This is a genomic window from Kaistella sp. (assembly GCF_041824135.1).
Classification (GTDB): Bacteria; Bacteroidota; Bacteroidia; order Flavobacteriales; family Weeksellaceae; genus Kaistella.
On the sequence record NZ_JBGZYM010000081.1, the window covers coordinates 1 to 13,233 of the forward strand.

A 13,233-nucleotide genomic window follows, 5' to 3' on the forward strand; every position below is an offset into this window, starting at 1 on the left:
AATAAAGAAACTACAGCTAACATCGTATTGGCAATAGTGCGGAGGAATCGTAAGTTTAAGCATTTTAGATGTTCCGAAGAGTAATTTATAATAAGAAAGTTTCCACGTTACAGCCGCACCATCGCCAATACGTAAACGTTATACGACAGTGTAAAACAAAACTTCGCAAAAAAGAATAGAAATGAAATTACTTCACTTATTATTCCTATTAACTTTTTCAATTAACATTCCAGCGCAATATTCCGAATTATGTAATATCTCAAATTCTGAAAAAATTGATTCTGAAAAAATTGACATAGATGATCTATTATGTATTGCGAAAAATGCAGATACGCCATTTACGATTTTTTATACTTTGGCTTCATGGTGTGAACCTTGCAGATTGCATTTTCCCGATGCAGTTGATTTAGAAAAAACAGGGAAAGTAAATTTATTCGTAATTCTTGTCGAATCAGAAACTGACAAAAGAGTTGTAAATGCAATTAACTTTATCAAATCATATTCAAAAAACATAAAATATGGTGTACTGAAAAATGAAGTTTATGGAACAAAAACTGGTAAAAGAAATAATAAATTTGTGACACAAATTACTCCGGCGAGGTTTGAATTAATTGATGATTATGGTAAATTTATAGTAGTTGATAAATCAGGGACGATTTTATTTGTTTCAAATTGGAAAGATTATGATAAAGATTGGAAAAACGCAAAAAAAATGATTGAAAATAAAATAATCCCATTACTACACTAAACTCCGCCGTATAACAAAGTATTTCTACAAGCGGGTATGAAGTTTTCATCGAAGATTTTAGCGATTAATTAAGTTTTTAGCAAGTATAAATTTTTCGTATTACTATCCCGTCTTGCATAAATACCCAACCGTTATCTGACATTTTAAAAAATCTCTTTACAGATGAAAAAAATAATTATATTTTTCACTTTTCTATTTTTCACATTCGGATATTGTCAAATAGTTGTCGGAAAAGTAACTGACAGTCATAAAAATCCGGTCGTCGGTGCAAGAATTGGAATTGAAGATACAGAAACCGGTGTTGTATCTGGCGAGAATGGAAATTTCCAAATTGATTTCAGCAACACTGATAAAAATACTAAATTAAAAATTTATGTAAGTGGGTTTCTACTTTTCACAACTAAAATTTCGGCCTTTATAAATTCTAACCATGAAATTATGTTGACGGAAAAAGTGATAGAAGTTGAGCCTATTGCAATAAATCCAAAAAAATATACAAGTAAGAATTTTGGTACGAAAACAAAATCAAAAGGAGCATATTGCGGTTACGATTCTAACAATAAAACCAGACTTTTTCGCGAGTACGCAATTCAAATTAAGAACAAAAAACATCTGAAAATAAAAACGATAAATATTAACATTGCACACTTTGAGGTTGACGGTCCCGCAGTGTTAATTTTTGACGTACAAGGTTCTAAAAATGGTTTTCCAGATGATTCAAAATCATTAACAAATGAAGCATTAAAATTAACCGTCAATAAAAAAGATATTATAAATAATAAAGTTTCTCTAGACGTTGCTGACAAAAGCATTTGGACAGATGAAGATTTCTTTGTTTTAGTTCGAGTGGAAGAAAATTTAAAAGGCAAACTCTATTTTTCCGGAAACGTTTTTGCCTTTTCTAAGGACACATATTTCAGAAATTATTATGGCGAATGGAAAAAATTCTCGACTGGAGAACCATCTATAAATGTGGACGTTCAAATTGAAAGATAAAAAACGACAGATAACAAGTTATTTCTACAAGTGGGTATGAAGTTTTCAATCGAAGATTTTAGCGATTAATTAAGTTTCTTGCAAGTAGAAAGTTTTCGTATTTGTAGCCCGCCTGCAGAAATACCCAACCGTTAGCGGTCATTGCAGAAAGACACGAAAACGACACAAAAAAAAGCGATAGACAGTTTAAAATGAAAAAAGTAATAATTATCGGTGCGACATCAGGAATTGGAAAAGGACTTGCCCAAAAACTGGCAGAGGAAAACTATGTTGTTGGAATTACGGGTAGACGAACAGATTTACTTAACGAATTGAAATCTCAAAAGCCAAACCTATTTTACCCTAAAACTTTTGACATAACAGACACCAATAAAATAGTTGAAAATTTAGAAGATTTGACAAAGGAACTTGGAGGACTTGACTTACTAATAATAAGTTCGGGAACAGGCGACCTAAACGAAAAACTTGACTATGAAATTGAGAAACGGACAATTCAAACGAATGTAGCAGGTTTTACTTGCGTTGCGAATTGGGCGTTCAATTATTTTGAAAATCAAAAAGCAGGACATTTAGTTGCAATCAGCTCAGTTGGCGGACTTCGTGGAAGTAGAATAGCACCTGCATACAATGCAACCAAAGCATATCAAATAAATTATTTAGAAGGACTTCGACAAAAAGCGACCAAACTAAAAACCCAAATTTTTGTAACAGATATTCGACCAGGATTTGTGGATACTGCAATGGCAAAAGGTGAAGGACAATTTTGGGTTGCATCAGTAGATAAGGCAACGAACCAAATTTTTGATGCAATAAAAAGAAAAAAGAAAATTGTTTACATAACCAAACGCTGGAAATTTATTGGGACAATTTTAAAACGAATACCGAGACAAACTTATGACAAAATGTAAAACTGAAGAAAAACAACGAACCGCTAACAGCACCTACAAGAAATTGGCGGTTCAGTACCTAAATGAAGTTTTGTGCTCCGTATCAAGTTCAGTGGTGGCAGACAAGTTTTGACCTTCGAAATCGCCAACTTCTTGTAGCTGCAAAACGTTTTCTGTAATTGTAAAATATGTTGTTAAGATGAAAATGTCTACTAAAATATATATTCTTCTTTTTATTTTTATTGGTAATATTTTGTATTCACAAAATATTAAAATTCAATATGATATTAAATATATCACCGATACAATTGAGAATAACCCTGAAACCAAAACAATGGTTTTATATGTTACGCCACAGAAAAAAGTATTTATTGATCCCGCAAATCTCGATGGAAGTAAAGACCATGAAATCTTTTTCAATGATGATTTTACAACAGTGCGCGAAAGAAGCACGATCACTAAATATTTTTCAATTGAAGCTGAAATATTTTCAACTGTTGAAACTTTGCCAAAATTTGAATGGATTATCTCAGATCAATTGAAAAAAATAGATACTACGCAATGTCAATTTGCTTCTCTAAATTATAAAGGTAGAAAATGGAGCGCTTGGTTTTCGTCTGATTACCCTATTTCTACAGGACCTTACATTTTTGAGGTTTTACCTGGACTCATAATAGAAATGTATGATTCTAAGAACGAATATCATTTTTTACTAAAAGAAATAAAACAAGTGAATTATGATAATATTTACTTTCCAAAAGCGCTACAAATAGAAATAAAAACTTTGAAAAACTTATATTTAAATTATTATGATAATCCATTTCGGAAACTTAAAGAAAAAGGAATTTTATATTCTATAGACGAAAATGGAAATAAAGAACCTCCTCCAAATTTTGATTTGCTCGCTAAGGCAAGACAAGAATATATTAGAAAAAATAATAATCCTATTGAAATTAGTGACGCTGTAAAATACAACTCCAGATAACACGATATTTCTACAAGCGCGTATGAAGTTTTCATCGAAGATTTTCGCGGTTAATTAAGTTTTTAGAAAGTCGATAGTTTTCGTATTTTTTATCCCGCCTGTAAAAACTCCCGGAAGTTACCCAAAACCTCCGCCCAGATTTCTAAACATTATTTCTTTTCCAGACTTTTCTGAAGACGCTCTACAAATTCAAATGCAGCCGGACATACGACTGTATTTTGGATGGTGAGATGATTGATCTGATAGATTTTTTTTCGGTCGGTGTGTGGGAATTCTCGGCAGGCTTTGGGCCGGATCTCATAAATAGAACATGAATTGTCTTCGTTTAAAAACCAACACGGTAAATCTTGTAAAACTTGATCGTGGTCTTCATCAGTCCGGAGAAATTTATATTCGAAATCTGCCACTTTCATTTTTAAATGCTTGGCAATACGCTCTGTATCTTTAGGCGTAAAAAGTGGGCCGGTCGTTTTACAACAGTTCGCACATTGCAGACAATCAATTTTTTCGAAAACCTGATCATGAGTTTCCTGCACGGTATAGTCCAGGTTTTTGGGTGGTTTCTTCTTTAAACTCTCCAGAAATTTTTTGTGTTCTTTCTGTTTTAAAAGAGCCTGGCTTTTATAGAATTCTAAATTCATATTGCAAAAGTAGGTGAATTTCTTTTTTAAATGGAAACTTTGTAAAGATGCAATGCCTGCGGCCGCGATAGAAGTGGTTACCCCGCAAGGAGCCGGCGGAACGAAGTGGAGCCGGCGACTGAGGAGTAGGAACGGATAGCGCGAATTGTCCGCCCAAATAAAAAACAATGATTGCAGTCATAAGTCAGACCTGAATATTTTGCCTAATTTTGACCTATGAAAAATTTGGAGACCCGACAGGATATTGAAGATCTAGTAAACCGTTTCTACGATAAAGTGCAAAAAGATGAGACGATAGGATTCTTCTTTAACGACGTGGCAAAGGTTGACTGGGATCATCATTTACCAAAAATGTATTCTTTTTGGGAGACGCTTTTGTTTGGCCAAATTTCTTACAAAGGAAATCCGATGGCCATACATTTCCCGATCAATGCTGAAGTTCCGATGGAGAAATTTCATTTTCAACATTGGGTGAAATTGTGGACTGCCACGATTGAAGAAAACTTCGCGGGTGAAATGGCCGACTTAGCAATTTACAAAGCGACCAATATCGCCAACTTAATGGGTCATAAAATGGAAGTTGCCCGTAAAACCCGTTGATTTTTAAGGTACAATTACGGTAAAAATATAGGCTGCCAAATTCACTAAAAGTACGGTACCGTATAAGTGATTGGTTTTTCCGCTGCTTAAAGACATCATTACAATAAAGACCGAAAGCGCCAATAAAATAATGGATTTCATATCGAGACCCAATACAAAAGGGATATCGTAGTAAATGCAAACTGCTGAAACGGCAGGGATCGTTAAACCAACACTTGCCAAGGCAGATCCTAATCCTAAGTTAATCGAGGATTGAATATGATTATTTCTCGCAGCGCGAATGGCCGCAAATCCTTCCGGCAATAACACTACTCCTGCAATAATTACCCCAACCAAAGCTCGTGGTGCGCCAATATTTTCCACAAAATCTTCAATTACCGGTGAGAGTCCTTTTGCCATACCGATAACGGTTGCGAGACAGATGACCAGCAACACTAAACTTCCTAATGTTGCTGCAATGGAGGGTGGAGCGGCTTCACGTAAAACCTCACCTTCATTTTCTATGACGAAATAATGACGATGGCGAACGGTTTGAAACATCAGAAAACTACCGTAAATGGTAAGACACGCAAGTGAAACAAAAACCAATTGCGCTTCTGAGTAATAAGGTCCGCGTGCGCTCGAAGTGTAATTAGGCAATATTAAAGTTAAAACTAAGATCGCAACAAGACTTACCAAATAAGTAGTTGCCGACTTCGTGATAAAAAACTGCTCTTTGTATTTTCTACTTCCGACCCAAATACAAACGCCGAGAATCCCGTTTAGAATGATCATCACTGCAGCAAAAACCGTATCTCTAGCGTACGTTTGTGAGCCTTCACTTCCCGAAAGCATGAAAGACACGATCAGCCCAACTTCTAAAATGGTGATGCAAATGGCTAAGATGATGGTGCCGTAAGGTTCGCCGACTTTATGTGCGATAACTTCCGCGTGATGAACGGCTGCTAGTACGCTACCAAATAAAAGAATTGCGCCTGCAATATTGGCAAATGCGGTATTATTTAAAAAACCTAAGAGATAAAAAGCTGCAGATAAAATTGGTATTATTATCGTCCAGTGAATCAATTTTTTATATTTCATATTTCGATTTGTGGTAATATAAAATAAAAACTATTAAAATAAAATAGCTGAAAAAAAAATTAATGTAATCGTAACACTGAACATACAAGATTCCAAGCTTTCACAAAAAATATTTTTACGTTAAATTCTTCCTTTCAAATAATCCTGACGAAGTTTTTCATCCAGTCTTTCAATTGCATATCGGAGACTTGTTCTTGGCATTTTTTGGTAATGAAGATCAAGAAAGTTTAAAAGTTCTCGTTCATCTTTCTTACCCATTTCTCTCAAAAGCCAGCCATTTGCCTTGTGTATTAAATCGTGTTCGTGATTTAAATTCCTGATTGCTAATTTCTTAAGCAGCTCAAAAGATCCTTTTTTCACGTGAAACATTGTTGAAACTACCGCAATTCTTTTACTCCACAGGTTTTCTTCTTCCGACAGTTCTTCCAAAATTGAATCATCTTGATTTTCAAAACAGTAACGTCCCAAAATTTTATAACACGAGGTGTCGACCAAGTCCCAATTGTTGACGTGCTTCTTATTTTTTAAATAAAATTCTACAATTTCTTTTTTCTCAGTCGCATCTTTTGATTTTTCAAATTTCGAAACCAGAATAAATAGTGCACAATGACGATGTTCGTGAATGGGTGAAGACAATAATTCTTCTAATCGAATTAAAGAAATCCGGGGTCCAAATTCTTTGGCAACGATTCTTTGATTGGGAACGGTAACACCAATAAATTGGTCACCTTCTGCATATTCTCCTTTTCCTGCTTTGAAAAATTGAGGTAGAAATTCTTTCTTATCTGAACTTGAAAGATCTTGAAGCGCGGATTTAATTTCGTTCACCATTTTAAAAAATACTTTCGCCAGTTTGGGTTGTAAATTCTTCCAGGAATTTCATGCCTCGGTAGGAATTTCCTTTCAGATTCAGTTTTGGACTCCAGACTGCGATGCAATAATGTTGAGGATAGATCGCGATAATTCCACCACCAACTCCACTTTTTCCTGGCAATCCTACAAGGAAGGAAAACTCTCCTGATTCATCGTAAAACCCACAGGTGAGTAATATGGCATTGATCCTCTTGACTTTGCTGGATGATAAAATTTGTTTTTTTGTTGAAGGTTCTTTGCCCTCATTTGCCAAGTACAAAAAGCTTTTGCTCAATTGTTTACAAGTCATTTCTATAGAACAAAGATGACAATACAATTCAATCACCGCCTCGGGTTTATTTTTAATGTTTCCAAAAGATTTCATGTAATTACACATTCCTGCATTTCGGAAGCTATTCTGCATTTCGCTGGCAGCTACTTTTTCATTAAAGAAAACATCATCTTCCTCTGTAAGATTGCGAATAAAAGTAAGCAATTCGTCTTTCGGATTCTCACAAATCTCCAGCAAAACATCGCAAATCACTAAAGCACCAGCATTGATAAAAGGATTTCTTGGAATTCCATTATCAGCTTCTAACTGAACCAAGGAATTAAAGGCATTTCCGGAAGGTTCGACATCTACTCTTTCCCAAAGTTTCTCTTCTAACTTTTCATAAACAAAAGACAAAGCGAAAACTTTTGAAATACTTTGTATGGAAAATTTCTGCTTAAAATCCCCAGCTCCAAAACTATTGTGTTCTAAATCGGTGAGATTCACGCCAAATTTATTTTCATCAATACAGGCAAGTTCCGGAATGTAGTCGGGAACTTTGCCAAGATTTTCTTTGCCAATAAGGTCAGCATAAATCTTTGAAATAATATTTTGATAATCTAATTTCATTCGACAGCGATTTGATGGTTTTTAATTTAGAGTTAAAAAAAATGCTTAAAATTAATCAAGCATTTTCTAAAGTGCGATTTCGCCTTATATTTTAATCTTCTGATTTTTCTGATTCTGGTTCTTCCACTTCTTCATCATGATATTCAAACAAGAAATCGTTGTACGGAAATCTCGCGGTATGAATTTTCAAAACCTCATCATAAATCATCTTCTTCATTTCAGGGAAATTCTCTTTGTTTAAAGCTGAGATAAAGACGGTAGGATATTGGGATTTCGACATCCACGTTTTCATCCATTCTTCCAGGGAAATATTTTTTCTGGATTCTGGAGTTAAATCGTCTTCTTCTTTTTTCTCGTAAGCGAATGCATCAATTTTATTGAAAACCATGATCATCGGTTTTTGATGCGCATTAATTTCCATTAAAGTTTGATTCACCGAATTGACCTGATCTTCAAAACTTTCGTGTGAGATATCAACCACGTGAATTAATAGATCTGCTTCCCGAACTTCATCTAAAGTTGATTTAAAACTCTCGACCAGTTGCGTCGGAAGTTTTCTAATAAATCCAACGGTATCAGTCAATAAGAAGGGTAAATTTCCTATGACTACTTTTCTAACGGTCGTATCTAAAGTCGCAAATAATTTATCTTCTGCAAAAACATCCGATTTAGAAATGGCATTCATCAAAGTAGATTTTCCCACATTGGTATAACCGACCAACGCGACACGAACCATTTTACCACGGTTTTGTCTTTGCGTTGCCATCTGTTTATCTATGGTTTTCAATTTCTCCTTTAACAAGGTAATTCTATCGCGAATGATCCTTCTATCAGTTTCAATTTCTGTTTCTCCTGGACCACGCATTCCGATTCCCCCTTTTTGCTTATCAAGGTGAGACCACATCTTACTCAATCTTGGGAGTAAGTATTGATATTGAGCGAGTTCTACCTGCGTTCTTGCGTAAGACGTTTGGGCTCTCTGGGCAAAAATATCAAGAATTAAGTTGGTTCGGTCCAGGATTTTGACGTCTTCCATTTCTTTTCCAAGATTCTTCAGCTGCGAAGGCGAAAGTTCGTCATCGAAAATCACGGTTCCTATTCCGTTTGACTTTACATAATCCCTTATTTCCTGTGCTTTTCCGCTCCCAATAAAAGTTTTGGGATCCTGTTGCGTCAATTTCTGAATGAATCTTTTGTCTATGGTTGCTCCTGCTGTCAAAGCCAAAAACTCGAGCTCGTCCATATATTCGACCAGCTTTTCTTCACTTTGATTTTGCGTAACTAAGCCTACTAAAACGGCTTTTTCGTATAAATGTTCTTTTTTGTCTAGCATAAATTTCCTTTCGGCATTTGTACAAAGATAATACTTTGATTTTCACCATTAAAAAATCTCAGATAAAATTAACTGAGATTTTTATTAATACTCTTATTTTTTTTTAATCCCAGTCAGCGGCTACAAATCTCATTTTTTTTCCGCTCGCATTGGTCAACGTGAGATAATGTCCTTCCACTTTATAATTGGTCATGGACGGAAGTTCTTTTGAGAAAGCAGACTCTAAGTCCATTGCTTTATCGCACATCATCATGGTACTTCCAATAGCTGAAAATTTAGCTGTCCCGTTGGTGTTAAAAGTTGCGGACCCAAACATATTATTACAACCCATATTTGCAGCAAATCTTGCCGGTTCTTTTTCATTACTCAAATCAAGATGTGCTTTATTACTCATCATTGAATCTTTTGTAAAATCCTGAAATTCGACTAACATCCAATCTCTTTTTATATTTTGAGGAACGTTGGTTTGAGTCGTGCAGTTTGCCAATAATAAAAGTCCGAAAATGGCGATGAAGCCAGCTGCTATTTTTTTCATTTTTAAAAATTTCCTTTTACATTACTATTTCTATGCCATCCAGTACTTATCTTTTGGCAGAGAAAGAATAAGTTTAGTTCGCCAATTTCTTTATTGGTTATCACTTCAATTCCTGCTTGAATTGCGTTGCACAAATCTCTAATTTTTTAAAGTATAATCTTTCAGAGCTTCCAGACCCATGATTTCGTGGAGTTTTACTTGGTTTGTTCGTATCTTTCTTTACTATAAATCACATCGTCCCCAAGGCTTGATTCGAAAAGACTGCCTTTGGTTTCTATTTCGAAAAAACAAATGCTTTCTCATCGTTTGCTCAAACAATTATATTTTAAAGGTTTACCCTAAAATCGACCGTTTCTAACTCGAAAATTTTTATTGCACAGTTCAAATTATTCATGGTTGCTTTTGTGTTTTCATCAAAAATAAGAAAAACAATGTCGTTCGTCGATTTAAAATATCGTTCGTCGATCCGCTATTTTCATCGATTAGAATATTTTTGTAACTTAGTCACAAACTAAAAAACCATTACAATGAAAACAATATTCTGTAGGAATGAAATTTCAGACGGTAACGATTCTTCCATTAGAGGATTACCGGGAATCACGAATCCAAGATAAATATCACCCAAATATGAGGTGGTGGTTGGTTCGAATATAATTCTAGCAAAACTTCCAGAACTTAAATTTATAAGTAGAAGATAACAAAGCTTCTGCTGATTTAGCAGGAATCGTCCTGAAACCAATGACCGACTCCGGAGTTTACACCAATGAATGTTAGTGCATTCAGCAACCATGAAACTTTAGTCTTAAAAAAAATAATTTATGTAAAACATTTAAAACCATTAAAAAAAACACTATCATGAAAAAATTACTATCTATTACAGCAATAATGCTAGGATCCATCCTTGCATCTGGCTCATCTCTCGGAAAAATGAGCGATCAATTCGTTATCAAAAATTCCAATCCTTACGAAAAATTAGAAATTGCCGAAAAGGCGAAAGCCGCCATTGAAGCTGGAGATGCTTCACTCGGTGAGAAAATTTCTTTTACAGTCGCTCCGGAATCAGCAGCAGAAGAAAACTTAATTGTGGTTGATTTAACTGTACAAGACAGAGTTACCTTTACTGCAACCACAGGATTATCTTCTGGGACGGTAAGCGGTGGAACCTTCGACGGTTTCTACTTAAAAGACCTTTTGTTAAATGCGGGCACTGTGGGAGTACCAGTTAATCCAGGTTATTCAGGTACCCCAACTTTCACTGCCGCATCGGTTCCAACAAACAATATTCCGAAAATGTACCGTAATGCGGGGAATGATCCAGGACTGAACATTTATGGTTATTCAGCAACAGCATCGACAACTTTTACGACGGGACAACAAGCATTCACCGGCACCGTTACATGGACTGTTAGTACAGCGGTCTATGATGCGATGCTAACTGCTCCTGCTGCAGGAGGAGAGGTTTATTTCGTTGCAGACAGCGTAGGAATGCTTGGATCAGCTACTTTGATTGGTAAATATTCAGTACTGAAACCAACATCAGGACCAGATAACTTATTGGTGGTTGATTTGTCAGTACAAGACCGCGTTACCTTTACTGCAACCACGGGATTGTCTTCAGGAACGGTAAGCGGTGGAACCTTCGACGGTTTCTACTTAAAAGACCTTTTGTTAAATGCGGGCACTGTGGGAGTGCCAGTTAATCCAGGTTATTCAGGTACGCCAACTTTCACTGCCGCATCGGTCCCAACTAACAATATTCCGAAAATGTACCGTAATGCGGGTAATGATCCAGGACTGAACATTTATGGTTATTCAGCAACAGCATCGACAACTTTTACGACCGGACAACAGGCATTCACCGGCACCGTTACATGGACTGTTAGTACAGCGGTCTATGACGCGATGCTAACTGCTCCTGCTGCAGGAGGAGAGGTTTATTTCGTTGCAGACAGCGTAGGAATGCTTGGATCAGCTACTTTGATTGGTAAATATTCTGTAGTGAAACCAGCCTTAGCTGTAGCAAACACCACGAAAGACAATATCTCAGTATATCCTAATCCATTCACCGAGGTGCTGAATATTTCTGATGCTCAGAATGTAAAAAGTGTGACTATTCACGATATGTCTGGAAGACAAGTTAAAACTCTAGCTTCTTCTGCAAATCTTAATCTTTCTCAACTTAAAGAAGGAGTTTATATCGTAAATCTTCATATGAAAGATGGAAAAACTCAATCATTTAAAGTGATCAAAAAGCAATAACCATGAAAAAATTAAAATCAATGGTCGTTTTTTAATCAAGGAAAGTTTTATTCCTATTTTTAATAAATTTAAATGGTTCAGAAATATATTCTGAGCCATTTTTTATTCCATTATTTTTAATCAAACTTGAATTCAGAAAAATAAAAAGAACAATGATCACATTTCATTTAACGGAATTATTTTGCAACACGTCGAAATAAATACCGCTTTCCTTCAATTTCCATTTTCGGTTGAAGAACTTTTCGGAAAAAAGAACAAGTGAAAATAAAAGCGATCTTTGATAAAAAAAAGAATATAGCGGAAGTTTAGCCAAAATGAAAAACGATTTCCACATGATTGGATTAACGCAAGATATTCGGAAAAAGCCCGGGAAATATTTCGGTGATGAAATTTCGATAAAACTTTGGAAAGATAAAGAGGAAAGAATCGTAATATTCGGGAAGATGTTCTAATTGTTTTCAATGAAAATTTAAAGGCAAAAGAATTATTTGATGTGATGAGTTATACACTTGACAAAGAATATATCCGCTGGATCCTGGAAGCGAAAAAACCAGAAACCCGTGAAAACAGAAAAGTAAAAATAATCGAAATAATCTTAGCTCGAAAAAAGAATTTAATGGAAAAAATAAAAAGACTGGAAACCGAAAGACTTCTTCTGGAACCAATGACTATTAATGAAGCACCATTTATTTTGGAGCTATACAATTCACCGAACTTCATCAAATTTATTGGTGACCGAAATATTAAATCAATTGACGATGCTGAGAATTATATTATCAATAAATTTCTACCTCAATTCGAAAGACTGGGATATGGCAATTTTCTCATCAAATTAAAAGCTGACGAAAAGAAAATCGGTAGCGTAGGAATTTTTGAACGAGAAGGTTTAGAAGTTCATGACATTGGTTTTTCTTTCTTACCAGAATTTGAAGGAAAAGGTTACGGTTTTGAATCCGCTAAAAAATTAATGGAAACCGCCTTTTCTGAATTGGGTTTAAAAAAGATTTCGGCAATCACTTCGAAAGAAAATGTGGCTTCACAAAAGCTTATTGAAAAACTGGGCTTGAACTATTTAAAAACAATTAAGCTTCCTGATGACGACGATGAATTATTATATTACGAAATTGAAAATATTGCTAATCTTCTTCAAAAATAAAGGACACCTTTTTTGAAGGTGTCCTTATTATATATACTAATAAACTTTAGTTTGGTTTCCAGTCAACCACCGCTCTAATAAATGCCTCTGCATTTTCCAACGGAATATTGGGTAAAATACCGTGTCCTAGATTGGCAATGTACCGGTCTTTCCCAAAACGATTAATCATTTCGCCTACCATTTTCGTGATGGTTGCGGGTGAAGAGTTCAATCTGTTAGGATCAAAATTCCCTTGCAAAGTCATGGTGTGATTCGTTAGC

Annotated in this window: 15 protein-coding genes; 8 read left to right on the forward strand and 7 right to left on the reverse strand. The window is 35.3% G+C overall.

Features of this window, described 5'->3' with window-relative positions; genetic code table 11:
- Positions 1–181 precede the first annotated feature (181 nt).
- The 4 genes from ACEYOS_RS09635 to ACEYOS_RS09650 all read left to right on the forward strand — a co-directional run bounded on the left by ACEYOS_RS09635 (position 182) and on the right by ACEYOS_RS09650 (position 3,616).
- Positions 182–748, forward strand: a complete 567-nt coding sequence (locus ACEYOS_RS09635) for a hypothetical protein (protein ID WP_373709728.1) — start codon at positions 182–184, stop codon at positions 746–748.
- Positions 749–910: 162 nt separating this feature from the next.
- Positions 911–1,744: a carboxypeptidase-like regulatory domain-containing protein gene (locus ACEYOS_RS09640; RefSeq protein WP_373709727.1), complete on the forward strand. Its 834-nt coding sequence runs from the start codon at positions 911–913 to the stop codon at positions 1,742–1,744.
- 191 nt (positions 1,745–1,935) lie between these two features.
- The gene (locus ACEYOS_RS09645; RefSeq protein ID WP_373709726.1) at positions 1,936–2,652 is read left to right on the forward strand and encodes an SDR family NAD(P)-dependent oxidoreductase; all 717 of its coding nucleotides are present in this window, start codon (positions 1,936–1,938) and stop codon (positions 2,650–2,652) included.
- Positions 2,653–2,830: 178 nt separating this feature from the next.
- Positions 2,831–3,616, forward strand: coding sequence for a GLPGLI family protein (locus ACEYOS_RS09650; protein WP_373709725.1), 786 nt, complete (start codon positions 2,831–2,833; stop codon positions 3,614–3,616).
- Positions 3,617–3,765: 149 nt separating this feature from the next.
- Here the strand turns inward: ACEYOS_RS09650 and ACEYOS_RS09655 are convergent, their stop codons facing one another.
- Positions 3,766–4,257, reverse strand: a complete 492-nt coding sequence (locus ACEYOS_RS09655; RefSeq protein WP_373709724.1) for a YkgJ family cysteine cluster protein — start codon at positions 4,255–4,257, stop codon at positions 3,766–3,768.
- A gap of 216 nt (positions 4,258–4,473) precedes the next feature.
- Here ACEYOS_RS09655 and ACEYOS_RS09660 point away from each other — a divergent pair, with 216 nt between their 5' ends.
- Complete coding sequence (locus tag ACEYOS_RS09660; protein WP_373709723.1) at positions 4,474–4,857, forward strand: group III truncated hemoglobin; 384 nt, start codon at positions 4,474–4,476, stop codon at positions 4,855–4,857.
- A 3-nt stretch (positions 4,858–4,860) separates the two neighbouring features.
- Here the strand turns inward: ACEYOS_RS09660 and ACEYOS_RS09665 are convergent, their stop codons facing one another.
- The 5 genes from ACEYOS_RS09665 to ACEYOS_RS09685 form a co-directional block, all read right to left on the reverse strand.
- Positions 4,861–5,937: a calcium:proton antiporter gene (locus ACEYOS_RS09665; protein WP_373709722.1), complete on the reverse strand. Its 1,077-nt coding sequence runs from the start codon at positions 5,935–5,937 to the stop codon at positions 4,861–4,863.
- A 120-nt stretch (positions 5,938–6,057) separates the two neighbouring features.
- The gene (locus tag ACEYOS_RS09670) at positions 6,058–6,768 is read right to left on the reverse strand and encodes a DNA alkylation repair protein (RefSeq protein WP_373709721.1); all 711 of its coding nucleotides are present in this window, start codon (positions 6,766–6,768) and stop codon (positions 6,058–6,060) included.
- A 1-nt stretch (position 6,769) separates the two neighbouring features.
- A complete protein-coding gene (locus tag ACEYOS_RS09675; RefSeq protein WP_373709720.1) occupies positions 6,770–7,690 on the reverse strand; it encodes a glutaminase in 921 nt (306 codons plus the stop codon).
- A gap of 91 nt (positions 7,691–7,781) precedes the next feature.
- A complete protein-coding gene (gene hflX / locus ACEYOS_RS09680) occupies positions 7,782–9,023 on the reverse strand; it encodes a GTPase HflX (RefSeq protein WP_373709719.1) in 1,242 nt (413 codons plus the stop codon).
- Between the two features lie 103 nt (positions 9,024–9,126).
- Positions 9,127–9,558, reverse strand: a complete 432-nt coding sequence (locus tag ACEYOS_RS09685) for an META domain-containing protein (protein ID WP_373709718.1) — start codon at positions 9,556–9,558, stop codon at positions 9,127–9,129.
- 855 nt (positions 9,559–10,413) lie between these two features.
- On the opposite strand from ACEYOS_RS09685, the gene ACEYOS_RS09690 reads away from it, so the two are divergent.
- The 3 genes from ACEYOS_RS09690 (at position 10,414) to ACEYOS_RS09700 (ending at position 12,973) form a co-directional block, all read left to right on the forward strand.
- Positions 10,414–11,817 carry a T9SS type A sorting domain-containing protein gene (locus ACEYOS_RS09690; RefSeq protein WP_373709717.1) on the forward strand — a complete coding sequence of 468 codons (1,404 nt, stop codon included), beginning with the start codon at positions 10,414–10,416 and terminating at the stop codon, positions 11,815–11,817.
- 314 nt (positions 11,818–12,131) lie between these two features.
- Positions 12,132–12,269: a hypothetical protein gene (locus ACEYOS_RS09695; protein ID WP_373709716.1), complete on the forward strand. Its 138-nt coding sequence runs from the start codon at positions 12,132–12,134 to the stop codon at positions 12,267–12,269.
- A gap of 41 nt (positions 12,270–12,310) precedes the next feature.
- Positions 12,311–12,973 carry a GNAT family N-acetyltransferase gene (locus tag ACEYOS_RS09700; RefSeq protein WP_373709715.1) on the forward strand — a complete coding sequence of 221 codons (663 nt, stop codon included), beginning with the start codon at positions 12,311–12,313 and terminating at the stop codon, positions 12,971–12,973.
- Positions 12,974–13,019: 46 nt separating this feature from the next.
- On the opposite strand, the gene ACEYOS_RS09705 is transcribed toward ACEYOS_RS09700, so the two are convergent.
- Positions 13,020–13,233 (reverse strand): uroporphyrinogen decarboxylase family protein (locus ACEYOS_RS09705; RefSeq protein ID WP_373797566.1); only part of this gene is annotated, 214 nt, incomplete at its 5' end.